Source organism: Ureibacillus galli (assembly GCF_014836845.1).
Lineage (GTDB): Bacteria > Bacillota > Bacilli > Bacillales_A > Planococcaceae > Ureibacillus > Ureibacillus galli.
Genome location: NZ_JACSQA010000011.1, coordinates 71,936 through 98,259 on the forward strand (window position 1 = coordinate 71,936; position 26,324 = coordinate 98,259).

26 protein-coding genes are annotated in these 26,324 nt (G+C 36.3%); 3 read left to right on the forward strand and 23 right to left on the reverse strand.

Going from position 1 to position 26,324, the window contains the following annotated elements:
* Positions 1-41: 41 nt before the first annotated feature.
* The 3 genes from H9636_RS09255 to H9636_RS09265 all read right to left on the reverse strand — a co-directional run bounded on the left by H9636_RS09255 (position 42) and on the right by H9636_RS09265 (position 3,227).
* The gene (locus H9636_RS09255; protein ID WP_318241011.1) at positions 42-1,049 is read right to left on the reverse strand and encodes a tetratricopeptide repeat protein; all 1,008 of its coding nucleotides are present in this window, start codon (positions 1,047-1,049) and stop codon (positions 42-44) included.
* 224 nt (positions 1,050-1,273) lie between these two features.
* Positions 1,274-2,155, reverse strand: a complete 882-nt coding sequence (locus H9636_RS09260; RefSeq protein WP_191707340.1) for an NAD-dependent epimerase/dehydratase family protein — start codon at positions 2,153-2,155, stop codon at positions 1,274-1,276.
* Between the two features lie 22 nt (positions 2,156-2,177).
* Positions 2,178-3,227, reverse strand: a complete 1,050-nt coding sequence (locus H9636_RS09265) for a DUF4097 family beta strand repeat-containing protein (RefSeq protein WP_191707341.1) — start codon at positions 3,225-3,227, stop codon at positions 2,178-2,180.
* Positions 3,228-3,439: 212 nt separating this feature from the next.
* Between H9636_RS09265 and H9636_RS09270 the strand changes: the two genes are divergently transcribed.
* Together H9636_RS09270 and H9636_RS09275 are read left to right on the forward strand one after the other, a co-directional pair.
* A complete protein-coding gene (locus H9636_RS09270) occupies positions 3,440-3,952 on the forward strand; it encodes a DUF3231 family protein (protein ID WP_191707342.1) in 513 nt (170 codons plus the stop codon).
* A 146-nt stretch (positions 3,953-4,098) separates the two neighbouring features.
* Positions 4,099-4,845, forward strand: coding sequence for an SDR family NAD(P)-dependent oxidoreductase (locus H9636_RS09275; RefSeq protein WP_191707343.1), 747 nt, complete (start codon positions 4,099-4,101; stop codon positions 4,843-4,845).
* A 61-nt stretch (positions 4,846-4,906) separates the two neighbouring features.
* Here H9636_RS09275 and trhA read toward each other — a convergent pair whose 3' ends face one another.
* The 20 genes from trhA to H9636_RS09375 all read right to left on the reverse strand — a co-directional run bounded on the left by trhA (position 4,907) and on the right by H9636_RS09375 (position 25,863).
* A complete protein-coding gene (gene trhA / locus H9636_RS09280; RefSeq protein ID WP_191707344.1) occupies positions 4,907-5,548 on the reverse strand; it encodes a PAQR family membrane homeostasis protein TrhA in 642 nt (213 codons plus the stop codon).
* A gap of 319 nt (positions 5,549-5,867) precedes the next feature.
* Positions 5,868-7,148, reverse strand: coding sequence for an L-lactate MFS transporter (locus H9636_RS09285; protein WP_191707345.1), 1,281 nt, complete (start codon positions 7,146-7,148; stop codon positions 5,868-5,870).
* A 608-nt stretch (positions 7,149-7,756) separates the two neighbouring features.
* A complete protein-coding gene (locus tag H9636_RS09290) occupies positions 7,757-8,179 on the reverse strand; it encodes a universal stress protein (protein WP_191707346.1) in 423 nt (140 codons plus the stop codon).
* Between the two features lie 199 nt (positions 8,180-8,378).
* Entirely contained in the window at positions 8,379-9,095 is a 717-nt protein-coding gene (locus H9636_RS09295) for an amino acid ABC transporter ATP-binding protein (RefSeq protein ID WP_191707347.1), read from the reverse strand.
* Positions 9,088-9,747 carry an amino acid ABC transporter permease gene (locus H9636_RS09300; RefSeq protein WP_191707348.1) on the reverse strand — a complete coding sequence of 220 codons (660 nt, stop codon included), beginning with the start codon at positions 9,745-9,747 and terminating at the stop codon, positions 9,088-9,090. The genes H9636_RS09295 and H9636_RS09300 overlap by 8 nt, the downstream gene beginning before the upstream one ends.
* 222 nt (positions 9,748-9,969) lie before the next feature.
* Positions 9,970-10,770 (reverse strand): transporter substrate-binding domain-containing protein, encoded by an 801-nt coding sequence (locus H9636_RS09305; protein WP_191707349.1) that lies wholly within the window; start codon positions 10,768-10,770, stop codon positions 9,970-9,972.
* A 26-nt stretch (positions 10,771-10,796) separates the two neighbouring features.
* Positions 10,797-12,101, reverse strand: a complete 1,305-nt coding sequence (locus tag H9636_RS09310; RefSeq protein WP_191707350.1) for an aspartate aminotransferase family protein — start codon at positions 12,099-12,101, stop codon at positions 10,797-10,799.
* 366 nt (positions 12,102-12,467) lie between these two features.
* Positions 12,468-13,277, reverse strand: a complete 810-nt coding sequence (locus tag H9636_RS09315; RefSeq protein WP_191707351.1) for a C40 family peptidase — start codon at positions 13,275-13,277, stop codon at positions 12,468-12,470.
* On the reverse strand, positions 13,274-14,077 hold the full coding sequence (locus tag H9636_RS09320; protein WP_191707352.1) for a serine hydrolase: 804 nt from the start codon (positions 14,075-14,077) through the stop codon (positions 13,274-13,276). The genes H9636_RS09315 and H9636_RS09320 overlap by 4 nt, the downstream gene beginning before the upstream one ends.
* Entirely contained in the window at positions 14,074-15,006 is a 933-nt protein-coding gene (locus tag H9636_RS09325; RefSeq protein WP_191707353.1) for a S66 peptidase family protein, read from the reverse strand. The genes H9636_RS09320 and H9636_RS09325 overlap by 4 nt, the downstream gene beginning before the upstream one ends.
* Before the next feature lie 3 nt (positions 15,007-15,009).
* Positions 15,010-15,951: an ATP-binding cassette domain-containing protein gene (locus H9636_RS09330; protein ID WP_191707354.1), complete on the reverse strand. Its 942-nt coding sequence runs from the start codon at positions 15,949-15,951 to the stop codon at positions 15,010-15,012.
* Complete coding sequence (locus H9636_RS09335) at positions 15,941-17,002, reverse strand: ABC transporter ATP-binding protein (protein WP_225230155.1); 1,062 nt, start codon at positions 17,000-17,002, stop codon at positions 15,941-15,943. The genes H9636_RS09330 and H9636_RS09335 overlap by 11 nt, the downstream gene beginning before the upstream one ends.
* A gap of 13 nt (positions 17,003-17,015) precedes the next feature.
* The gene (locus H9636_RS09340) at positions 17,016-17,990 is read right to left on the reverse strand and encodes an ABC transporter permease (RefSeq protein ID WP_191707355.1); all 975 of its coding nucleotides are present in this window, start codon (positions 17,988-17,990) and stop codon (positions 17,016-17,018) included.
* A complete protein-coding gene (locus tag H9636_RS09345; protein ID WP_191707356.1) occupies positions 17,990-18,934 on the reverse strand; it encodes an ABC transporter permease in 945 nt (314 codons plus the stop codon). Before H9636_RS09345 ends, H9636_RS09340 begins: the two co-directional genes overlap by 1 nt.
* A gap of 104 nt (positions 18,935-19,038) precedes the next feature.
* Positions 19,039-20,874 (reverse strand): peptide ABC transporter substrate-binding protein, encoded by a 1,836-nt coding sequence (locus tag H9636_RS09350; RefSeq protein ID WP_191707357.1) that lies wholly within the window; start codon positions 20,872-20,874, stop codon positions 19,039-19,041.
* Positions 20,875-20,905: 31 nt separating this feature from the next.
* On the reverse strand, positions 20,906-21,973 hold the full coding sequence (locus tag H9636_RS09355; protein WP_191707358.1) for a dipeptide epimerase: 1,068 nt from the start codon (positions 21,971-21,973) through the stop codon (positions 20,906-20,908).
* Positions 21,974-22,044: 71 nt separating this feature from the next.
* A complete protein-coding gene (locus H9636_RS09360) occupies positions 22,045-22,839 on the reverse strand; it encodes a M55 family metallopeptidase (protein ID WP_191707359.1) in 795 nt (264 codons plus the stop codon).
* Positions 22,836-23,519 (reverse strand): M15 family metallopeptidase, encoded by a 684-nt coding sequence (locus H9636_RS09365; protein WP_225230156.1) that lies wholly within the window; start codon positions 23,517-23,519, stop codon positions 22,836-22,838. The genes H9636_RS09360 and H9636_RS09365 overlap by 4 nt, the downstream gene beginning before the upstream one ends.
* A 333-nt stretch (positions 23,520-23,852) precedes the next feature.
* Positions 23,853-24,914 (reverse strand): DmpA family aminopeptidase, encoded by a 1,062-nt coding sequence (locus tag H9636_RS09370; protein ID WP_191707360.1) that lies wholly within the window; start codon positions 24,912-24,914, stop codon positions 23,853-23,855.
* Between the two features lie 37 nt (positions 24,915-24,951).
* Complete coding sequence (locus tag H9636_RS09375; RefSeq protein WP_191707361.1) at positions 24,952-25,863, reverse strand: aminoglycoside phosphotransferase family protein; 912 nt, start codon at positions 25,861-25,863, stop codon at positions 24,952-24,954.
* Between the two features lie 183 nt (positions 25,864-26,046).
* Between H9636_RS09375 and H9636_RS09380 the strand changes: the two genes are divergently transcribed.
* Positions 26,047-26,220 carry an asparagine synthase gene (locus H9636_RS09380; protein WP_122971573.1) on the forward strand — a complete coding sequence of 58 codons (174 nt, stop codon included), beginning with the start codon at positions 26,047-26,049 and terminating at the stop codon, positions 26,218-26,220.
* Positions 26,221-26,324: the final 104 nt, after the last annotated feature.

Sequence of the window (26,324 nt, forward strand, 5' to 3'; positions counted from 1 at the left end):
CCATTTTAGTATAACATAGATAAACGGAGTTTCAACTTTTTTCATACTTCTTGTAGTTCTGTTAGCTTTTCAAGATTTTGCAAAAATTCTACTAGTTCGTAATCCATTTCATGAACACTACCAAACATCGTTTTTACAAAATCAATATAACTAATCGCAACATCTTCCGAATCATAAGACAACCATTCAAAAGGATATGTGACAATCGAATGTTTAGCAATTAAGTATTCTACCATTTCTAAAGTGGAAGGTTCCTTTTCTAATTTCTCCACAACAAGTTTAGAAACTTGTGTAAATTGTGGCATTTTCGTAGGTAATTCCAGTTTAGCCGGATTAACATTCATCACTTTATCGAATTTTCTAATTGTCAAATTTGTATCCACCTGTTGCTCTACAAGTAATATTAAAACAATACTTTTTATAAAGGGATGTGTTTCTTCGTTTTCAATAATTGCTTTAAGATGGTGGACAATCGGTCGAATATTTAACATCGTCAATTCATGAACAGCGTTTAGTTGCTTACTAGGTGGAAGAGACATAAATTGTTGTAAATTAAACATTTCAGGATCTACATCATTGTTATTTCTTACAGGTTCTTCTTGTTTTACGACATTCCCCGCTATGTTAGCGTTTATATCCTTAAGCCGTTCAAATTTTTCAATTTGTTCCTCGGGAATCGCACCTTCTTCTAATAAGGAAGTAATTATTCTTTCAACCTGTTTAAATTGTTTGAGTTGCATACAAATGGTTAAGTATAATTCCATTACTTCCAGGTACATCGTAGGACCAATGCTTAATAACCGTTCACAAACATCCTTTGCTTTTTCAAATGATTTCACTTCATATAACGAATAGGCATACACGCTAAGCGTTAATTCATCTCCTTCGGTATACTTCAACGCTTCTTCAAAGTTTTTATTCGCTAAATCATATTGATAGTTTTCTACAAATTCGTGGGCTTGTGCTATTAATTTTTCGACTGTACCAGGAAATATAACGACATTATCAAATGTTGTATATTTTTTTTGCTTTTTCTTCAAACGTCTCACTCCCTGATGTCTGCTATGAAAATATTGCCAAACAATTGTAGTTATTGTACCTTTTATTTTTCAAGGGAACAATATCCTTCAAAAAATGTTCCGAAGTTATTCAAGTATTAACCGACTTTTAATTATTTTAATCGAAGCGCATCTCAACAAAATTGCTTTTACTGAATTAGAAAAGCTACTTATTTTAGAAGCATTTACCTTCTGTTATAAGTAGCTTTTTTATATTATTCTAAATCATCCGCTAGTTTTTGAATTAATGCCGGTAACCATTCTTGTAAATGCCGACATTGGAATCCCGCTTTTTCGGATTTTTCAACGGCCATAAACCAGTCTTTTGGAACAGCAAAAGGGGAACGACTTTCCTCATCCCCGATAAGAGCAATTTTTACCCTTTTACCTACCGATTGTTCAACAAGGTTCATTAGTTCTTTCATCGAGTAAGTTCCTGGAGAAGCAACATTGTAAGGGCCTACAATATTTGAAAACCCTGCAAATCGCAGAAAGGCCGCTGCATCATCGGATAAAATATAGGACATTCTTGCATCCATATTTAAAAAGCTAATCACTTTTCCATTTGCTACCCGTTCAATATGGAAATGCAATCGTTTTGTGTAATCATCTTCTCCTAACACAATTGGAAAACGAACGGCGACGACAGGAAAATTAGCTCTTCGGAAAAATACCGCTTCCGCTTGGCGTTTCCCTTCCCCATAAGAAAAATCATTTTTATCACCAGCTATAATCGAATAATCATATGGATTAAATTCTTCTTCCATTAACTCAGAACCAAGGTCAATATATGTTGACATGGTGGATGTGAATACATACTTCTTAGTTTTACCTTCAAAAATTTCGCAAGCTTCCATCGCTTCATTCGGCGAAAAGCAAATGTTATCATAAACGATATCCCATTGCGTATTTCGAACGGCCTCTTGAAGTTGCTCTTTTGAAGTTCGGTCAACTACAATTTGTTTAATACGGCTACCGAAGGGATGGGGTGAATTCCCCCGCGTCGCAATCGTCACATCATGCCCTTCTTTTACAAGTATTTCCACAAGCTTTTTACCGAAAAAACGGGTTCCTCCTAAAACCAATACGTTACTCATTCCATCTTTCCCCCATTCCTCTTTATACTTCTTGTAAACTTGCTGTTGTTACCGTAATATTGCCAGTATCTGATTTAAGACGAATCGGCACTGTGCCATTTCCAAATTGGAAGTTTTCCCCTTTTTCTCCATAGACATTAATGCGACCGATACTAGATTTCAACATTAAAGTCGCATCATTTAATGGATCATCCGTTTTAAGGGTAATACTGCCATTATCGGTTTTCCAACGAATAGGTTTTGTAACAGTCGGAATATATCCTTCAATACGCCCATTATCTGTCGATGCTTTTATCTCACCTTTTAAATTATGTAATTCAATTCGGCCGTTATCTGTCGATAGCTCAAATTTATCTGCTCTTGAGTCATTGACTATGATGCGCCCATTATCAGTTGAAGCAACGACATCCGTACAATTAGACTGTTCCATTATAATTCGTCCATTGTCCGATTTAACATCTAAAGTACTTGCTAACAATGATTTCAAATGAATTTTTCCAATGTCTGTTTTAATTTCCACCCATTTTGCTTGTTGTGAATGTATTTCAATTTTTCCGATATCATTTTGAACGAGAAGCCGCTCATACAATTTTTGAGGCAATTGGATCGTTACATGAACTACGGAACGGACATTTAAACTTATATGAATAAAGAAAAATTTAAACCCATCCTCACGGGTTACACGAATTTTCAACGTACTGTCTATAACTTCCATTGTAGCTTTCGTTTTCCCATCTTGATCTTTCACATGAATATATGGTTTCCCATCATCGGAAGGGATAATAGTAATGTTTGCTTTATCCGCTTGAATATCTACATTTTCATAAGGTGTAATGGCAGATGATGAAATCTCTACATTTGTTTCAAATTCTTCTTCCGAATATGCCGATAGCAGCTCATCGACTAGCTCTTGAATCGGACCTAACGATTCGACAATCTCTTCTTCCTTTTTCCCCTCGGCCTTTCCGTTCGCAAAGTACTCTTTAAAATCGCGTATAATATCCTTTCGTTCTCTTTCATTTAACAAACCTAATTCAACTTCCAGTTTCTTCAAAAACTCCTCTTCCGACATTTTCTTTCCTCCTTTTCTAACCGCATTATTCCTATACTAAATTCTGCCCTTCTTCTAAAAGTTCCTTTATTTTTTATTTACAAATTCAATGAAGCATACGTACTAATTAATAACCAAATCAGGACAAAGTTGATAAAGATGAATAATAATTTCAATCTTGAACACTCTAGTGTTAGTTAGGAAATATTATGTTTTAATAAGGAGTGTTATCCATGGGAATAATTAGTAAAAACCCGAAAGAAGAGCCGTTACATTACGGAGAAGTTTTCACAATTTGGTCGCATGTTTTAACAAATAACGGAATGATTGCTATGTATCAAACTTTATATAATCATACTGGGGACCGCGACTTAGCGAAAATAGTAGAAGAAGCGGTTGTCGGAATGGAAGAAGAAAATAAACAGTTAACAGAAATCTTAAAAGTAAACGGTGTCGGATTACCGCCAGCTCCTCCAGAACGACCAAATGCACGTCTTGAAGACATCCCTGTAGGAGCAAAATATAACGATCCAGAAATTAGTGCCATTGTATCTGGAAATGTTGCCGCAGGATTAGTAGCCTGCAGTACGGCTATAGGGAAAAGCACACGAGAAGATATTGCGACGATGTATGGTCAATTCCATATGGCTAAGGCACAATTAGGAGCAAAGTTATTACGTTTAAATAAAAGTAAAGGCTGGTTAGTTCCACCTCCACTCCACGTCGCCCCTCAAGATGAACGTTAAATCAATAAAATATTTAAACTGAAAGGATAGAAGCTATTAGCCAATAGTCTTGTATCCTTTTTTACATGCATCTTTTTAGAGATAATACTTGCCATTTTCCAATGAATATGGAATAAATAACCGTAAAAAAAGAAAGGAGAATATTTATGTTTCAAAATAAGGTAGTAATTGTAACAGGTGCTGCACAAGGAATCGGAAAAGAAATCGCTTCCCAATATGCCGAAGCAGGGGCACATGTTGTTTTGGCTGATATAAATAAACAATTAGGTGAAGAAGTTTATATTCAACTTAAAAATAAGGGCTATTCTGTTCTATTCATCCCAACGGATGTACGTAAAGAACAAGATGTCATTCATTTAATGACAGCATCCGTTGAAAGATTTAGAACTATAGATATTTTAGTGAATAATGCAGGTATTTTTAAACCTATTTCCCCCTACGATATTTCGATAGACGTTTGGGATGATATTATGGACACAAATTTACGTAGCGTCTTTATGTGTTCAAGAGAAGCAGCTAAATTTATGCGGTTAAATAAAAATGGAGGCGCCATCGTCTCTATGGCTTCTACGAGGGCATTTATGTCCGAACCACATACCGAATCCTATGCCGCTAGTAAAGGAGGAATTGTCGCATTAACCCACGCATTAGCTAGCTCCTTTGCACCAGATCACATTCGTGTGAATTGTATTTCTCCGGGTTGGATTGAAACGGGGGATTATGAACAATTAAGGGATATTGATCATCAGCAACATTTTTCAGGAAGGGTAGGAAAACCAGAAGATATTGCACGAGCTTGTTTGTATTTAACCGATGAGCGAAATGATTTTGTAACGGGCATTAATTTAACTGTAGATGGTGGTATGACGAAAAAGATGATTTACGAGGAGTAAAACTTCCTTTTAAAGAAATAAAGAGGATAAAGCAATCAGATTGCTTTATCCTCTATTTAAATTAAACAAATAGATAAATCGTTAAAAACATACATAAGCTTCCGCCTATTACAAAAACATGCCATATTGCATGATTGTATGGGATTTTCTTGTTTTTATAAAAATATGTTCCGATTGTATAGCATAATCCACCTGCTAATAACATTAGAAAGCCATTTCCAGTAATGTGGTTTAATAATGGTTCATATACGAAAATAGCTAGCCATCCCATTCCTAAATAAATAATGAGGGATAAACGTTCAAAACGGTGTACGAAATACATCTTAAAAACAACCCCGAATATAGCTAAAATCCATTCTAGGAAAAACAATGTCCACCCTAGTTTCCCACCGATTGCAATAAGAGCAAAAGGTGTATAAGAACCTGCTATTAATAGGAAGATGGAACTATGATCTAATTTTTTCAACAAACTTTTATGGGTAGGCCATGAATGATACAAAGTTGATGCTGCATATAAACAAAACATGGAAACACCAAAAATAATATAACTCATTAACTCAATAGTCGAATTTGAACTTTGTGCTTTCATCACTAATAAACCTGTAGCAGGAATAGCTAAAATAGCACCTAAACCATGAGTTAACGCGTTCCACAATTCTTCTTTTTTACTATAATTACTTTGAACAGCAACTACTTGTGCCACTTTTCTTCACCTCTTACATTTATTATTCCATATACAGTTAGTTTGTATAGAATAAGATGTAATATTCATCCTATGATATTTGTCATTACATGTGCGATTCATAAAATATGTACCACATTTCGTAATATTTCAAACACAAAATCGCTCTTTCATTCAGGATTTCTAAATAGTTGTGACAATGAAGTTGAACATTTTCAGAAACTGTATTACAGTAAAATAAGAATCGTTTCTTGTTATATAACAACTTTTAAAATAAAAAAACTACCGAATATCATCATAAGGCGATATGACGATTATTCGGTAGATTATTTTCAAACAATTATAATGTTGTAGTTGAGAGATCTCCAACTGTTTCTTTTTTCTTTTGTTCCATTAATTTCTTCTTCTTGTTTACATCTGCACGAAGTAATAGAGAAATTAATAAAGAAATCGCAATTAATGCTGTAAACAGATAGAATACAGGAATATAACTTCCATACATACTCTTTACGGAATTGACGATAATTGGTCCAAAAATTCCACCTAGTGACCAAGTAGTTAATAAATAGCCGTGGATCACACCAAGTTGTTTCGTTCCAAATAAATCACTAGCATACGCTGGTAAATTGGAGAATCCTCCACCATAACAACTGACTACTAGGAAGATAAACGCTTGGAATAAAAGTACATTTGTTGTAAACGGTAAAACAGCAAAAGTAATTACTTGAATCGTAAAGAAGATTACAAATATATTAGGGCGACCAATATAATCTGAAATTGCTGCCCAAATTAGTCGACCACCACCATTGAATAATCCCATGACACCAACCATTGCCGCAGCACCTGCAACCGATAAACCTACAATTTCTTGAGCCATTGGAGAGGCAACAGAAATCATCATGATTCCAGCTGTTACGTTAACCAAATGCATTGCCCAAAGCATCCAAAACTGTCTTGTTTTTACAGCTTCTTTTGCTGTCATTTGTGCTAAATCTTGTTTTACTACTTTTGTACCTGCTTCGGTCGCTTTTTTCATCCCCTCTGGCATATAACCTTTTACAGGAGGGGCAATATATAAAGCTCCTAATATCATTAATACAAAATAGCTAATTCCTAAGATGAAGTATGTATTAGAAATCCCTACACCTTCCATTAAATTTGCTGCAACCGGTGCAGTAATTAACGCCCCAGAACCAAATCCTAATACGGCCATCCCTGTCGCTAAACCTCGACGATCTGGGAACCACTTTACTAATGTTGATACAGGCGCAATATAACCAATCCCCATACCTAAACCACTTAATAATCCATAAGTTAACCAATAAAGAACAACCGAATCTAATTCGATTGCTAAACCAGAACCTGCTTGTCCTGCACCAAATAAAAGGGCAGCAATCATAGCTGATTTTCTAGGACCCATTTTCTCTACTAATTTACCAAATAGTGCAGCTGCAAATCCAGCTAACCCCATCATAATTGTAAAGGCAACGGTTACATTTGTTGCGCTCCAACCCATTTCCGTTGTAATAGGAATTTTATAAACGCTGTAGGCGTATGCTCCACCTATCGAAAGATGTATCGCAATCGCAGAAAGAGCAATTAACCATCGATTTTTCTTCATAATTCTCTTTGAACCCCTTTCTCTCTATCTTTGAACAAGTTGTGACAACTACTTTATCAAGATAACATTTACAAAATATGAAAATCAATAGTTTTTGCAAAAAAATTATTTGAATAAAACAGTTTTTTTCTGCAAAAAGCAGAAAATAATAATTTAAGCGCAAATTCCTTCTTTAGAAAGCGGTTAATATCATCCAATTCTTCATTTTTTTTATAATAATGTTTCAATCCATATTTATTTCATTATTTTTCAATAAAACCCTATATAATAAGCAATTTAAGATACCTATACATTTCGTATCACTGTAGAATTTCTATACAAAAACTAGAATTTTGTTATCGAATAAGAGAAAGTTTATTCATTTTCTCATCACAAAATTGGTACACCTCTTTTTCTACAACATAATAAAAACGCATTCAGTACCTAAATCAGAAATTTTTTAATGATATATCAAAATAATAATATGTTCATTAAATTTCCATATAAATAATTTAGTAGACGTAAACAGAGAGAATATTTTTTTATCAATTTTTTTGTCGTTAAATCAAAAAAAACCTCCTTCTAAGTAGAAATTCCTTCTACCTAAAAAAGAGGTGTTCATGCAAATGTTACCGAACAATTAGTACTTCACACGGAGCTAATCGAGCAATACGTTCTGCGACAGATCCGATAAACATTTTCTCAATTTGATTCGTTCCCATCGCCCCACAAACGATTAAATCAACATCTGGTAGCTCAATTAAAATTTTTTTTGAAGAGCCTTCTTTAACCACTACCTCTACCTTGCTTACACCAGCTTGCTCCGCTTTACTTTTGAGCTCTTCCAATTTTGTATTACTTTCCTTCATCAATTTTTCAGCAAAGTCTAAATCGTATGCTGCTATAGAACCAAAGGATTTCGTGTCAACGACATGCACTAATAATAAAGTTGCTCCATAATTATTCGCTACATTAATAGCCCGTTCAAAGGCTTTTAATGACAGTTCAGAGAAGTCTATTGCAATTGCATTTTTTTGATATTGCCCACTCATACGAAGTCCTCCATACATAATAGAGCTTAATTCAAGACTAGTTCAAAACATAACCGAATAATGTTAGGGTGTGCAAAAAATGCTTTAAAATTCATCTTAATATTTGATATTTTATCCCCTGCTTTTAGTTATCATACAAACAAAAACCGTCAGTTTATCCATGATGAACTGACGGTTTGTTTATTGAACGATAATTCAATTAAAGTACTTTATCTAAAAAGGCTCTAGCCCGATCAGACTTAGGTGAATTGAAAAACACTTCTGGTGCAGCATCTTCAACAAGATAACCACCCTCAAGGAATAAAACACGATCTGCCACTTCACGGGCGAATCCCATTTCGTGGGTTACAATAATCATCGTCATCCCCGATTCCGCTAGTGATTTCATTACGTTTAACACTTCTTTTACCATTTCAGGATCCAATGCAGAAGTCGGTTCATCAAAAAGCATAACTGTTGGATTCATTGCAAGGGCACGGGCAATAGCAACACGTTGTTTTTGCCCGCCAGAAAGGCGATTTGGGTATTCATTACGTTTTTCAAATAATCCTACTTGACGAAGAAGATCCTCTGCTTTTTCAATCGCTTTATTTTTTGAGACTCCCTTCACATTCATCGGTGCATAAATTAAGTTTTCAAGTACCGTTTTATGAGGGAATAAATTGAAATTTTGAAAGACCATTCCTAAATTTTCTCGGACTTTTAATACGTTTTTATCCGTAATTAATGTCCCACCAACTGTAATTTTTCCACTTGTCGGCTCTTCTAAACGGTTAATACATCGTAAAAACGTCGATTTCCCTGATCCAGAAGGACCGATGACAGCAATCACTTCTTTTTCTTTTATTTCAGTTGAAATTCCTTTTAATACTTCATTTTTACCAAATGATTTCTTTAAGTTTTCGATTTTAATCACTACGTCTCATCCTCTTTTCTATCATTTTTCCAAGGAATGTTAATACTAGTGTCATAATGTAATAGATGATACCAGCGATTAATAACGGTTCTAAATAACGGAATGTGTCTCCTCCAACAACGTAGGCACGACGCATAATATCTAATGCACCAATGACCGTTACGATGGCGGACTCTTTATTTAACGTAATAAATTCATTCATTAATGAAGGTAAAATGTTTTTCATTGCTTGTGGCAAAATAATATCTTTCATCATTTTACTATAAGGAACACCAAGTGCCTTTGCCGCCTCTTGTTGTCCTTTATCTACAGCATTAATCCCTGCACGTATAATCTCAGAAATATAAGCACCTGAGTTTAAACCAAAGGCAATAATCGCTGCAGGCATTGGTTCAATGTTAAATCCAAGAATTTGTGGCATTGCATAATAGATAAGCATTAATTGTAGTACAAGAGGTGTACCACGGAAAATAGATGTATAAAATTCAGCAAACCATTTTAACGGCTTAATACTGCCAATTTTACAAAGGGCAAGTAAAATCCCAAGAACTAAACCGATAATCGTTGCAAAAATAACAATTTGTAAAGTAATACCTATTCCTTCTAATATATAAGGAATAGAGGGTATGACTTTCGAAAAATCAAACATCATATATCCCCCTTTCATCAATTTCAATTTGGTTAAACACGATGGAAACGAAAAATCTGCTCACTTTCCATCGGCATATCGCTGCCACCTCCCTCTAACTACCCTCCAAAATTATTAAAAAGGCAATTTAGCAACAAAGGTTTTCTGGTGGCACACGATTCCGATAGGAGTCTCGCAGATTTTAATATCAGATTTTCAATTCATTAAAATTTAACTATAAGCCAATTACTCTTCTACTACGAACCATTTTTTCTTTAGCTCATCAATTTTCCCTTCATCGATTAACGCTTGGATCACTTCGTCAAATTCAGCTTTTAAGTCGCTACCTTCTTGGAAAACAACGGCTTTAAAATCCGGATCTTCTACTTCTATCGGGAAAGAAGTTAAATCGTCGTTTTGAGCTAAATAATTTTCAGCAACGATATTTTCAATCACTGCACCTTGGAAACGACCATTTTTCAACTCTTGAATAATTTCAGGGATTAAATTACGACTTTCAACTGTAAAACCATTCTCTTCGGCAAAGATTTTAGCTAAATCTTCTTGAATGGAAGAAACTTGTGCACCAACCACTTTTCCTTTTAAGTCTTTTAAAGACGAAATATCGCTATCTTTTGGCGTCACTAAATATTGTTCTGTTTCATAGTAAGCAACAGAGAAGTCTACTACTTCATCGCGATCTTCTGTTGGCGTCATACCTGCGATGACAAAATCAAATTTATCTGCTTGAAGACCAGGGATTAAACTGTTGAAATCCGTATTCGTAAATTGTAATTTATATCCTAAACGGTCTGCGATTAAGTTCGCTAAATCAATATCAAAACCGATAATTTCATCACTTTTTGCTGTATCAACATATTCGAATGGCGCATAGTCAGCTGATGTACCTACTCGTAATACTTTTGATTGTTCCGCTTTTTCATCTGTTTTTGAGCCTGATGACGCTCCTTCATCAGCTGCCGTACCACATGCAGCTAAAATACCCATTACTAATACAAGCATGAATAAAAATATTTTATTTTTCATTGTTGTTTTCTCCTTTTGTAGTTAAATTATTGTTCTTTCATATATCGTTGAATAGCTTTTTCCAGCATAGATAGACCTGTATCAATTTGTTCTTTCGTTACAGTAAGAGGCGGAATCATCCGAATCACTTCACCAACATTTCCGCATAGATAGAACAGAACCCCTTCTTCTAATGCATAATCAAGAATTTTCATGACCGCTTGTCCATCAAGTTCCCCTGTATGAGGATTTGAAATTTCTATACCAATCATTAAGCCAGCAGAACGAACATCACTAATCACCGAATATTTTTCTTTAAGTTGAAGAAGTTGTTCTTTTGCATAGTCGCCAACTACTTTTGAATTTTCTACTAATCTTTCTTCATGTAAAATTTCTAACGTAGTCAGTGCAACTGAACATGCAATTGGGTTTCCGCCAAAGGTCGTTCCATGCATTCCTAATGGCCATTTTTTCATTAATTCCTTCGAAGCGACAGTAGCACTTAAAGGCAGTCCCGATGCAATTCCTTTTGCAATTGCCATAATATCTGGTTTGACGTCAAAATATTGGGCTGCAAACCATTCACCTGTCCGTCCAAAACCAGTTTGCACTTCATCGAAAATGAGTAATATTCCATGCTCATCGCAAATTTCCCGAACCTTTTTCACCCATGCTTTAGGCGGAATAATATATCCCCCTTCACCTAGAATCGGTTCCATAATGACACAAGCTACTTCTTCAGGTGTAACTTGATGTTTAAATAATCGGTGAAAGTCCTTTTCCAACTGTTCCACACAATAATTTTCAGGATTTACTCCATCTGAACATCCTTTCACATCTGCGTATGGAATTTGGTAGGAAAGATGAGATGGTTGTAAAAACTTACGATATTTCGACTTCGATGTTGTTACACTTAATGCACCCATCGAACGGCCATGGAAACAGCCTGTAAAGGACACGACATAGGGGCGTTCCGTCACAAATTTCGCAAGCTTTAATGCTCCTTCTATCGCTTCCGTCCCGCTATTCGCGAAGAAGAAGCAATCTAAATCCCCTGGCAACACCTTACCAAGTTCTTCTGAAAGTCTTAAAATGGATTCATACATAATGACACCCGAAGGTCCATGGACTAAATTGTCCGCTGCGTCTTTAATGCTCTGAACAATTTTCGGATGACGATGTCCTGTATTTGTTACAGCAATCCCTGATGTAAAGTCTAAATATTGCTTTCCATCCACTCCGTAGTAATAACAACCTTCTTCTTTGACAATCGGAATATTTGGATGGTCCTTTGCCATACTCGGAGCAAGATAATCCCCCATTGAATCATATAAATCCAACCAATTACTCATGTTGTATTCCTCTTTTCTTGCTATTGAACTATTTTATTTAAATGAGATTACTATATTTAATATTTATATACTTTACACCCATATGTATAAATATGCAATAACTAATTTTATGAAAATTATATTTTATACGACGTTAAATTTTTCTAAAAATCTAATAATAACTGTAGGTACTGAATTGAATAGGTTCAAATGATAATAACACTAAAATAAAGCGATTCTATGCATATCGTCATGCAATTATTAATATTCTGCATTATAAAACATTCGTTTATTTATACAATACAGCATCTACTTAAATCAAATTTTATTAAATAAAAAAGCATAACCGTCTCTTTAAGACCGTTATGCTTTCCCACGATTTCGTTTTCAGGCAAAAATACTGCCTACCGCTGTTATCGTTGTCGCTAAATCTTTTCGATAATGGGGATGGGCTTCATTTAAACTGTTTATTGAAACTTCATTTCCACCGAGGGAAGAATGAACATATAAATCATCCCCCATATACATTGCAATATGCCCTGGGAAGTACAATAAATCTCCTTTTTGAATGTTATCCATCGAGATTTCCTTAATTGGAAAACCTTCGACTATTTTTGCATCTCGATAAATAGAAACGCCATTCAACATATATGCCATGGAACAAAGTCCTGAGCAATCAATCCCTAATGGAGATTTACCTCCCCATCGATAAGGCGTCGTTAAATAACTTAAAGCCGATTGAACAACTTGATCTCGGAACTGTTGTTCAGATAAATAGTTTTGTTCAACTTTTGGTTGTAGCCAATGTTTCCGGGTATAACCAACTTCTCCAGTCACTAATTCGACTTTTTCCCACTCAGTGTGATCATCACTTGTTACTACCCGCATAACCGACCCTCTAACAACAGTTGTCAATATCCCACTTTGAATTCGAGGTTCCGTTAAAATGTCAGCAAAGTTTTGACAAATGACATGCTTCGCTTCAGTTAGCCATTCACTTGTTTCCTCTACAAGTAATAAATCTTCCTTTTTGCAAAACCCTTCATAACGATATTCCGTTTGGATAAATACCCAACCTTGATGTTTTTCCTCAAGAATTTCTACCGTCATTCCGTATAATACTTCATCTATCAACTCTGAGGACTCATTTGGCTCAGCATGTAAACGAGCGATCATCGTCTTTACTATCGCCTTCATATTACTCCCTCCTTCTTTTCAGTTAAATGAAGATATACTGTTTTGGATATTCGTCCAATAAGCTGCTTGGCCCTTTCATTATTCGTATGGTTCGCAATAAACACACCAATCACATAATCTTTTGAAGGATGAAAGACGATGCCAACATCATGTTCCACTGTATCCAAGCTACCCGTTTTATGAGCCATTTTTACTTCCTCGACTAAATATCGTTTAAGAGAATCTTGAACCCTTTGTCGGCTTAATATGGTGATAGCCAGTTCACTATATGTTTCGGATAGAAGCGTTCTTCGGTAAATATGGGTAAATAGAGTCGCCATGTCTTTTGCCGTCGTAACATTATCCATACCTTTTTCTAATCGAATAAAATCCATCATTTTTCGATTTACTGACGTTTCCGTTAAACCAATCTTTTTAAAATAACGATTTAAATTGTCCATTCCAACGAAATCAATCAGTACATTTGTCGCTGTATTGTCGCTCGTTATAATCATCCATGTAAGCAGTTCATATAAACTGCTAGCTGTTATACCTTGCTCCGTCAATACACTAAAATCCACACAATTTTCTTTCGAGATAGGTAGTTCTTGATGTAACGACAGATCTTTCTGTTCCAAGTAGTCAAGAACTGCTATTAATATGGGAACTTTAATTAGACTGGCACTTGAAAAAACATCCCGGATTCCTCTTTCAAATATAACTTCATCTTGATCTAAATCCTTCACAATGAGTTTTACGTTAAAAGGTTCTTCTTCGATTAGTCGATGGATTGCTTCGTTCGCATGTTCATGTCCCTTCATCCAACTACTTCCATCACTTTATTCTCGCTATCTAACCGAAGAGTTCTTCCTAATGGTAAAGACATTGTTGGTAAACAGTGACCACAAGCGACATCCATCAATATTGGAATATTAATAGGCACAAGAATTTCCTCAAAAATCGTTTGTAAACGTAGACTTTGTTCTGGATGATTCGGGTTTTGTGGACCGCAATTTGTCCACGCCCCTAAAATAATTCCTGCTGCATCATCTAACTTTCCTGCCAACTTCAACTGGGTTAACATTCGATCGATACTTCTTTCGTATTCATCAATATCTTCAAGGAATAGTATTTTCCCCTTTGTATCAATTTCATATGGAGTTCCGAGGGATGCCGTTACTAAAGTTAAGTTACCACCGATTAGCTGACCGGTCGCTTCACCAGGCACTAGTGTTGTCATCATTTGAGAAGATGGATTTTCTAAAAAATACGAAGAACGCTCTGTCTGGGTCACATTATTTAAAAAAGAATTCCACGTATAGTCATCCATTTCTGGCTTCACAAATTCAGTAGAAGGCATTGGTGTATGATAAGTGACAAGTTCACATTGTTGGTTGAAAGCAATATGTAAAGCTGTCACATCACTATAACCAACAAATACTTTTGGATTCTCTTTAATCATTTCATAATCTAATTGAGACAAAATTTTCATCGCTCCATAGCCGCCTCTTATACAAAAAATGCCGTCAATAGTCGGATCCTTAAACATTTCGTTTACTTCTTTTGCACGCAGTCCATCTACTCCGGCTAAGTAGCCATGTCTTTCCCAACAAGAATTCCCCACTACTACATTGAATCCTAGTTTTTCAACAGCTTCAATCGCCTTTGGCAATAGTTCAGGAGGCGTCGCACTGGAAGCACTAATCAGTCCAATCGTATCTCCTTTTTTTAATCCTTTAGGAATCTTCATCCATTACACCCCTATTTTCAAAGTTGTACGGTAACGCTCTAGTTCCTCTTCATTTGCTAATACAAAATGCCCCTCTTCGATTTCCACAAAGGATGGTGGATTTGAATCATAGTGATGTTGGGTTGGGTCATACACCTCCATCACCTTTTCCCTCTCTTTATACGGATTTGGCTCTGGCACAGCTGATATTAAAGCACGGGTATAGGGGTGAATTGGGTTAGCAAATAGTTTTTCAGTTTCCGCCAACTCGACAATTTTCCCTTTATAAATGACCGCTGTACGATCAGTAATAAATCGTACAATCGATAAATCATGGGCAATAAATAAATAAGTTAACCCTTTTTGTTTTTGTAAGTTAGATAACAAGTTTAATACTTGCGCACGAATCGATACGTCTAAAGCAGATATCGGCTCATCGGCGATAATAAACTCCGGTTCCATGATCAAAGCGCGGGCAATTCCGATTCGTTGCCGTTGACCACCTGAGAACTCGTGAGGAAACCGACTCGCAAACTCAGGCAATAAACCTACTTCCAGTAATGCATCATGGACCTTTTTTTGCTTCTCTTCTTCATTTTTATAATGCTTTGTATTCATTAACCCTTCTGAAATAATGTAGTCCACTTTTGCCCGTTCATTGAGGGATGCCATAGGATCTTGAAAAATCATTTGGATTTTTTGCGTAATTTCCCGGTCCCAGTCCTTCGAAATTTTCCCATTAATCGGTTTTCCATGGAATAAAATTTCGCCACCTGTTACTTCATTAATTCGCATAATGGAGCGACCGATTGTTGTTTTCCCAGAGCCCGATTCCCCTACAAGCCCAAAGGTTTCTCCTTTATAAATTTGGAAACTAACTTGATCAATTGCTTGGAATTTACTTTTTCCCTTTCCAAAAGCAACTTCTAAATTTTTTACTTCCAGTAAGACTTCTTTAGTACTCATGGGCAAATCGTCTCCCCTCTTCAAAGAATGCTTGTAAGTTTTGTGGAAGTTCCACTTTTGGTGCATTTGGATGAAGTAACCATGTTTTCGCAAAGTGGGTTTCACTTACTTTAAAGAAAGGTGGACGTTCTTCGAAATCAATCTTTAAAGCATAAGGATTACGTGGTGCAAAGGCATCACCCTTGATTTCTTTAAATAGATTTGGAGGAGTTCCTTTAATGGAATATAGCTCCTCTCCCTTTGCACCTAACTGGGGTAAGGAAGAAAGGAGTGCCCATGTATAAGGATGTTTGCCATTGAAAAATACTTCGTGGGTTTGACCTACCTCGATAATATCTCCTGCATACATTACAGCAATCCGATCGGCCACTTTTGCCACGACTCCTAAATCATGCGTAATATAAATCGTCGTTAGTCCGTATTTTTGTTGCAAGTTTTTCAACAGTTGCAAAATTTGTGCTTGTATTGTTACATCTAGTGCTGTAGTCGGCTCATCACAAATTAATATTTTCGGGTTACAAGCTATGGCGATAGCAATAACAATTCGCTGACGCATACCTCCCGAAAACTCATGGGGATATTGTTTATAACGTTTTTCTACATCATGAATGCCTACGTCCTTTAGCAATTGTAAAGTTCGTTGATAGGCCTCTTTTCCCTTTAATTTTTGATGGAGGACAACACACTCTTCGATTTGCTTTCCTATCGTTTTTAATGGATTTAATGAAGTCATCGGGTCTTGTGTTACCATAGCGATTTCTTTCCCACGAATTTTTAACCAATCCTTTTCGGTTTCGAATTTTGTTAAATCATCCTCTTTGTATAAAATACGCCCTTGGGCAACCGAGCCGTTTTTCTCTAATAAGCCGATGATTGATTTAACGAGAACTGACTTTCCAGAACCCGATTCACCTACAATTGCTAAACTTTCACCTTTATATAAATCTAGAGAAATATCACGAATCGCTGTTAACACTTGGCCACGTAGTTTAAATTGAATAATTAAATTTTGAATGGATAATATCCGGGACTTTGATTGAATTTCTTCCATCGGTATCCCTCCTTTACACGTGGTTTTTCGGATCTGCTGCATCTGCAAAGGCATTCCCGATAATATAAAATGAAATCGTTATTATACTTAATACAATACTTGGGAAAATCAATTGGTAACGTAGATCTGGAGACATCATTAATACTCTTCCTTCATTGATTAAATTCCCTAAAGAAGGTTCGCTAATTGGTAAACCTAATCCGATATACGTTAAAAATACTTCTGCCCCGATAGCAAAAGGAATAGCCAAACTCATCCGAAGCATAATGACTGAAATTAAATAGGGTAATAAATTTTTAAGAATGATTCGATAACTTGGTGTGCCCAAACATTTTGAAGCTAAATTATATTCACGATCACGTAAAATAACAATTTGGTTTCGGATGAAACGGGCCATCTCTACCCAACCGGTTATACACATAGCAATAATAATTGTGGAAATGCTCGGTCTTAAAATATATGACATTAAGATTAGAACGATAGTTGTCGGGATATTTTCGACAATGTTGTATGCTTGGGTAATAGGCGTTTCCAGTTTTCGAGAAAAGCCCCAAAGCGCTCCAATCGTAATCCCTACTATTACTTCTACTAATGCCACAACAAAGCCGATGAAAAGGGACGTTCTTGTTCCTGCCCAAATACGGGACCATAAGTCTTGACCAATCGAATTTGTTCCGAACCAAAACTCACTATTTGGCGCAATATTTCGTGCTTGGGAACTTGTTTGTTCATCAATATAAATTTCCGTTGGCGACTTTTGATAAGGTAAATAAGGTTGGATAATCACAAAGGCGACAATTGTACAAACGAGAATTAACAAAAAAACAGCTAATCGATTTTTCAAAAAGGATTTCCACGTTGAACGCCAATAAGAATAATTCGAATAACCGGTTTCTTCCGCCTTTTTCTCATCTACTACTGCGAATTCAAATAGCTTTTCATTGGATTTTTCTGATATATTTGTAATTTCTTCTGAATATAGCCCCATTATCGAACACTCTCCCCTTTGCCTAACTTAATACGAGGATCTACAAGTGCCATTGCTAAATCACCTAAGAACAATCCGATAATCCCTAAAGATGAGAAGATTAAAACTAATCCTTGTACAACGGAATTGTCCTGACGTTGAATTGCATCTACAAGCAACCCACCCATACCAGGAATAGAATATAAAGATTCTATATAAATGGAACCTGTGATCGTAAATAAAATCGTGGCTGGTAAATATTGTGCCATCGGAATAAAGGCGTTTCGCATAACATGTTTAAACATTAACGTCCGCTCCTTTACCCCTTTTGCCCGTGCTAGTTTTATATAATCTTTATTTAGTTCATCTACCATATAACGACGCATCCACATCGCGTAAGAAGCGGTTGGGGCTAATGCCATTGAAGTTAGCGGTAATAACCAACTGACCGGATTATACTCATCAAATAACATTGGTAAATTGAAAAGATCTGTTACATACATTTGAATGAAAATATAGTAAACTGCTGCAGGTACAGCCACGACAAATACGATGTAGCCAGTTCCTAAACGATCGAGCCACCGACCTTTCATTTGAGCCATTAATATGCCAAGGGGAACGCCGACTAGTAGAGAAAGGGCAACCGCTCCTAAGCCAAACAGGATGGAATACATTATTTTTTCAGCGATAATCGTTTTAACTGGTACATCCGTACGATATGTAACCGATGTTCCTAAATCACCTTGAAGTAGATCTCCATAAAAATGGCCAAGTTGAACAATCAGTGGGTCTCGGAGTCCTAAATTTGTTAAATAAACTTCCTGTTGCTCCGGCGTCATCTTCTCTGCTGCAGCTCCTAAATATCCTTCTTCAGGCATTAAGCGCAGTAACGAGAAAACAATCGTAACGATGATAAAAAGTGTAACTACAGATTGCAACAGTCGTTTTCCTAAATACCACAACATACTTACCCCTCCTAACGATGAACAGAAGAATGAAAGGAGATGTCAAAATAGGTCACGGACATCTCCTAAAGGTTCATTCTCCAATAAATTTTCTTTCTTTTTCTCTACTGTTCTCCAGCTTCCGCTAATGCTTCTGCACGTTCCTGTTCCCACTTAGCTAAAGCCTCTTTATACTCCTCATTACTCATCGGTTTTTCTAATACTTTTTGACCTTTGAATTTCTCTAACGTTACACCAAATGGTGAATATTGGGCTTCAAATGGATTTAATTTGGAAGCAATATAACCTGTACCCCCTACTGCATAGGGAATGACAAAGGCTTCTTCGATTAGGAAGGCTTCCGCTTGAGCAAATAGTTCATAACGTTTTGCTAAATCCATTTCAGCCTTTGCTGCATCAACCATATTTTGATATTTTGATTTCCCATTTGATTCTGTGTAACCTTCAGCAAGTTCAGGTTTGTTATACGTTCCACCTTCAGTAAATGGATCTGTATACGAAGCAGGGTCAGCATAGTCTGGACCCCAGTTTGCTTCTAGTAGTGCATACTTACCTGGGCGACGCACTTCTTGTAAGAAACCAGTAGAAGGACCTGCTTCCACAATAATATCGATATAATCAGCACCTAATAAAGTTTCCAATTGTTGTTCCACTACTTGCGAACGATTTGCCCAGTCAGGACTTCCGGAATTGTAAGGCATTAACACTTTTACAGGGAACGTTGCTTTTCCTTGCAATTCTGTCATCGCCTTTTCTTTAAACTCCAATGCTAAATCTTTATTAAATGAATCTGTATTTGTAACATTTTTTAATGGTTCTAATTGTGTATAATCGACACCTTCAACATCGACAAAGTTTTTCGGTGTAATCGTATTATTCAACATATCTTCAGGGTTGTAAGGCTCTGTCGTTAACATGGCTGAAACTCGGTCAAGGGCATGATATAACGATTTACGGAAATTTTTATTATTCACTGCGACTTTCCAGTTTTCTGGTTCATATTGAGCATCAAATTGTGGATCAAAGTTTAATGCATAGAAGTAAGTATAGAAGTTATTTTGACTTTGACGAACTTGGGCTTTTTTCTCTTCATCATTAAACCACTCGTCAATAACAGAAGTTGGAATGGACGCAGAATCAACCTCACCACGTAAGAATAATTCAGGTGCTACAGTTCCTGCTTCTTTGTTATATTTGTAGCGAATGCGATCGATGAACACATTTTCTTTATCCCAATACGTATCATTTTTTACTAGGACGCGCTCATTTTGAGGTTCAAATTTATCTAAAACATATGCCCCGTTATAAAGGACGTTTTCTTTCGTCGTACCGAAACTTTCCCCTTTTTCAGCTAAAAATTCGCCATTAACAGGGAAGAAACAAACGTAGTTCAACATTGAAAGGAAATATGGCGTAGGGTTTTCTAACGTATACTCTAAAGTATACTCATCAACAGCCTTCACACCGACTTGTGAAAAATCAGTAATCTCGCCATTGTAGAAAGCATCCCCATTTTTCACAACTGTCGCAATCCAAGCAGTAGACGATTCATTTTTTGCATCAAGGACGTAATTTAAGCCGTCTACAAAGTCTTGAGCTACAACATCTGCATACTCTTTCCCATCGCTCGTAACCCATTTAACGTCTTCACGAAGTTTAAATGTCCAAACCGTATTGTCCTCATTGGATGACCAGCTCTCCGCTAAACTAGGTTGCACGATTCCATATTGATTGTACTCAATTAGTCCATCAATGATATTGGCAGACATAGCAAACTCATTTGCTTCAGCTGTTTTTAAATAGTTCAATGTTTTAATTTCTCCTGAATAAACAGTACGGTATTCCGAAACTTTACCAGAAGATTCGTCACCTTTTTCGCTACAAGCCGCTAAAAAAGTAGCAACAATTGTAGCTAACAATAATAACCAAACCTTTTTCATTTTACCCCTCCCATTTCTTGCTTCTCTTTTTTTATAATGAAAACCCGATTCCAGGCTCATCTAACATTGAAATGGTTTGCCCATTAAATATCGGACCACCTGCAATAGGATCTTTCACACAAAGAATCGGTCCATCTAAATCGACCATCGTAATATTTTTCTGTGAAGCAGCAAAGTGAGCTGCTGCACTGACACTAATTTTCGTTTCCAGCATGCAACCAACCATACATTGAATTCCGTTTGCCTCGGCAATATTGCATATTTTCTGAGCTTGGTATATCCCTCCTGTTTTCATCAGTTTAATATTGATGAAGTCAGCTGCCCGTTTTTCAATAATCGTGATGGCATCCTTTGGGGAAAAAACACTCTCATCCGCTAAAATGTTAGTGTATGTGTTGGCTGTCACATATTTCATTCCTTCTAAGTCACTGTAATGAACCGGTTGTTCCACTAATTCGATATTCGTATTTGCATCCTCTAGGGCACGAATAATTCGAACCGCTTCTTTTGGAGTCCAACCTTGATTGGCATCAACACGCAATGTAATCGTTGGTCCCACTGCATCCCGTATTGCTTGGATTCGTTCGATATCACCAGCAGGAGCTTTCCCAACCTTAATTTTCAATATTTGAAATCCTCGTTGAACTGCGGCTAAACTATCCTTTACCATTTCATCAGTCTCATTGACACTAATTGTGATATCTGTGAATAGTTCTTTTCGATAGCCTCCTAATAATTTATAAAGGGGAGCTTGATAACGTTTTGCAACTAAATCATAGATAGCCATATCTACCGCAGCTTTTGCACTCGTATTTTTGTATATGCTTTTGTCGAGTCGTTCCATGATTAGTGAAATATCTTCTACATCCATTCCAATAATGGCCGGCTCAATATATTCGTTAATAGCATTAGTAATGGAGGCATTTGTTTCACCAGTTATTACTGCAGTAGGTGCAGCTTCCCCTATTCCAATTTGTCCGTCATCTGTATGGACATAAATCGCAATATTCCGAATACTTTCAACCGTTCGAAGAGCTGTTTTAAATGGGGTTATTAGAGGTGCCTCAACTACCCCTAGCACGATGTCTTTTATTTTCATGAAATCACCTTTCAACCATTTCCTTAAAAGAGATTAGAATCTGTTTTATTTGCAATCGAATGAACTTTTAATTACGTCAAAAAGTGTAAAATCCGTAACACTTCATAATAATCTTCTGTTATGAACTCCACCGTATTGTGCGGTTTAAAAGTGGCTCCTGGATAAAAAGAATTACGATATGCACGGGTATGGTCACGGTAAATGATTTCAACGACAAACTTTTCTGGCAGCTTTACTTGTAATAACTCCCGATCTATTTTCATCGCTTCTTCTACAAGTCTCTTTGTCTCCGATAGGGTAACTTTTGGACTGACACTAATTGTGGCACTTCCAACTCCTTCTTTTGTTGCGAACGTCACAATGTTTTCATTTACTGTCTCAATCTCTTCTGTTAGCCCAACATCGCCACTAACAAACGCAATGGGTACACCATGTATAGCAGCTGCATACGTATTAATTAAAAACTCACTGGCATATTCACCATTTATTTTCACATCTGCATTTACGACAAGGGTGTGTGCTAACGGATTTCGGTGACTTCCCCCTTTACTGTGATATCCAATAAAAATCGCCCGATCAAAACTTTCATCTAGCCCCGTTACCATACACATTGGGTCACCAGTCCACCCTCGAATAACTTTACAATTCGTTGGTAAGTTGGAAATATCTAAATTCCGCGCTGAATCATGGGCATCTTTCAGTAATATTTCCGTTGCCCCACCAGCAATCGCCCCTCCAATTGCTGCCTCCACTTCTTTTGTCATTTGCTTTAAAAAGGGTTGAATATCCGGTGAATTTAATTCGGTTTCAATCCAAGCTGTCGTTCCAGTTATCCCCTCTATATCTGCACTAATATATACTTTCATTGAAATCGAAACTCCTTTACTTGGTTATTTTCAATCGTCACTTCTACGGCACCATATCTCGCTTCTTTTTCACCCATTCTTCTTGCCCATTGAATGTTTCCATAGTCATAATGCCACCATTCCCCCGAATAGTTTGCAAATCCTACTGCGGTCATACAGTTATAAAGCATTCTTCTATTATTTAAAGCATCTATATTCTCATCGGGGTGATGTTCAAAATAACGAGTTACGGATTTTTCACTTAACTCATCAAAAGACGTTCCAAAATCAAGGGGTTCACCATTTAAAGTCCCTATAGTTAAATCAATCGCACCACCTGTTAAGTGGGGGGAAATTCGATCAGGCATAAAGCTTGGATAAGCGACATATTTTAATGTTTCATCCAATATTTCTTTTTCTGAAAATGTCGGGTTGTTCCTTTTCATTTCAGTTAAAAACAGATTAAATAAATTTTGTTGAACCTGAAACGGCCGAAAGCCATCATATAAAATCAAGCTATATTCTCTAGGTAATAATTGAAGGACCTTTTGTAGTTTTTCATATACCCCTTTACGTAAATAAATGGATGCCAAACTTCCCGGAATTTGTTGTTCGAAGTATATAGACTTTGTAAATAACCTTGGATGTTCATCTTTGATTTGGATAATGGGTTCCTGCTGTTCCACAATGGTAGGACTCAAGTCTGCTATGAACCTCTTATTTTCAACAATTGGAGCAAATATGTTTTGAATAAACCATCACCTCACACTATGTATCAATAGCACAGATATTTAAATATTTAGATTATTCAGTATTTAAAAACAAATCTATCATACTTTACATTATTTTACTAGGTAAAAAATAATATTTTTGACATTTTCGTGACGTTTTACATTGGGATGTAATATTAGATATCTTCCATTGGAAATATAGGAAATGTAAGTTTTCTATCAATGGGAATAAGCATAAAATTTTGTCCATATAAAAAGAAAAAGTTATTTAAGTAAACTCTATACTTAAATAACTTATCTTGTTTATTTTTCTCCAAATGAATAAGCATGTACGATGTGACCATTACGGCCCGTCGTCGTTTCTGCCTGGGATAGAGAATTGAGAATCGCTTCCTCTGTTGCTTCTGCAGCTGCTGTAAACAGTAAATTCATAACAGCATGATCCTCACGTAATTGTGTCCGAACTTCAACTATTTCATTGGTAGTATGGGAAATGTGATGAGCCGTGGTAAATCCAATGACAATATCTCCACTTCCATGGGAGAAATGGCTTCCCGTACGTCCTAATCCTATACCACATCGTTTAATAACCCGATTTAATTGCCGGCTACTTAAGGGGGCATCAGTTGCAAGCACAATCATAATCGATCCATCTGTTGGTGAAATAGTTGAATCATGTTGTGTAGTACTAGATTTTATGTACCGCTCTTTTAATAGCTCTGAACTGTTACCAAAATTACTAAGTACGATACATCCAACGGTATAGGGAGATGCCAATCCTTCCACTTGGACTAGACGGGAAGAAGAGCCAATTCCACCTTTATACCCGAAGCAAACCATCCCTTTCCCTGCACCAACTGCACCTTCTTCAGCAACTTTCGTAGAAGCATTGAAAATTGCTTCCTTTGCATGATCAGGTGTAATAGGAAAAGAACGAATGGAGTTCAAATAACTATCATTACATTCTCCAACTACGATATTAACCGTACCGGTCGTAACACCAATGTCCCGATTTGTTTCTAACATATATTCGAGTGTTCCTTGAGCAACAGCAGGAACAGCGAACGTATTCGTTAACATAATTGGTGATTCAATGACCCCTAGTTCATTAACTTGGACAAGACCTGTCGTTTTACCGAATCCATTTAGGACGTAACTTGCAGCCGTTACTTTTTGCTGAAATAGATTATTTCCATGGGGTAAAATTGCTGTTACTCCTGTGCATGCATATCCCCCCTCTTGATTTAATGGATAATCTAATGTCACGTGGCCAACTTTAACTCCTTCCACATCGGTGATACAATTGTTTTCTCCTACAGGTAAACTGCCAATTTTAATACCTAGTTCCCTTATTTTTTTGCCCATTTTGCCACTCCTTTTTCCTCACACATTTATGTATGTTTCATCTATTTGAAGGAAGATACCATTTCGGGATGTTATTTTTGAAATTTTCATGGTCTTTTAACACTTCTAATGAATTTTTTAACAGTAAATCAAAGGTTTCTGGTACAATTTTTAATCCCCACACGAGTGAGGAAACGATATGCATCGCACTATATAAGGCATACAGCTCCCAAAAAGAAGAGGAATCAATCGTTTGAGCATCAAGATAGCCATCAATGACTCCCCTTGTAAATTCAACACTAACTTGTTTTGAGAAAAAACCTAACTTTTGTAAATCGTGAATCGGATCTCCCCAATCCATCCTTTCAAAGTCAATAATGCCAGCAAAGGTTTTATCCTTTATTAATAAATTCGAAGGATGAAAATCATCGTGTTGAAATGTATTCGGTCGACCAATCATTAACTTTTCATTTTCTTTTATATAAGACTCTAGTAATTGTTTTATCCTTTTATCGACATTAATATTTTTTAATCCAAGTAAATAATGATCGCTTTTTTTCTTTTTTACCGTGTACCATGATGGATAACTTGGTGGTGCAAAAAATCGATGTAGTTTTTCAAGCTCTTTTCCCGCTAAAAACCCGGCATCATACTGTTCAATAGGTGTTAACTCTTTTAAACCTTCATCCGCGTCTTTTCCCGGTAGAAATGTCAAAATCATATAGGATTTATTTAAGTCTTCAAGATGATTAAATTCAATTGTCTTTGGGACATAATTGGAAAAATTGGATAGTTTATGAATGGTGTCAAATTCTTTTTTTCTTTTAATTTGATGTTCTGTAGGAAATATTCTTAAAAGAAATTGCTGGTCAATTATGTATTTTTGATCGTCTGACAATCCTTTCGTTAGTGGAAGAATATGATTGGCATTTCTTAATTGGTCAATTCGCTCAAATAAATGGGATTCCACTTCACCACCTCCAACTGTGTATTTGCTTTCATTTAATATTCGCTATTGCAGTATAAAAACCTTTTTTCTTCACTCTTCCTTTGAGTTTCTGGAAATTCTCGTATCAGAAAAGAATATTTGAGTTCCTTTTAAGAAATAATAGGATAGGTGTCATCACCAACTAACTTCGATGGAGGGACTTTTATGAACAATATTCGTGAAGGATTAATCCCAACAGTACTAGGTTCAGCAGTAACAGCTGCTGGATATGCCATGAAACAAAAAAGTTCTAACAAAATGTTAGCAAACACCATTTTTGGTTTCGGCTTAGCCCATATTGTATTAGGTGCAATTGACCTAGTTGAACATCGTCGTTAGTTAAAAAGGAAGTGTCTAAGGCACTTCCTTTCAGATTGTCGACAAAAGGCCTTCAGAATGGTCACATTCTGAAGGCCTTTTGTAATTTTGAACGTTTTTCGGGT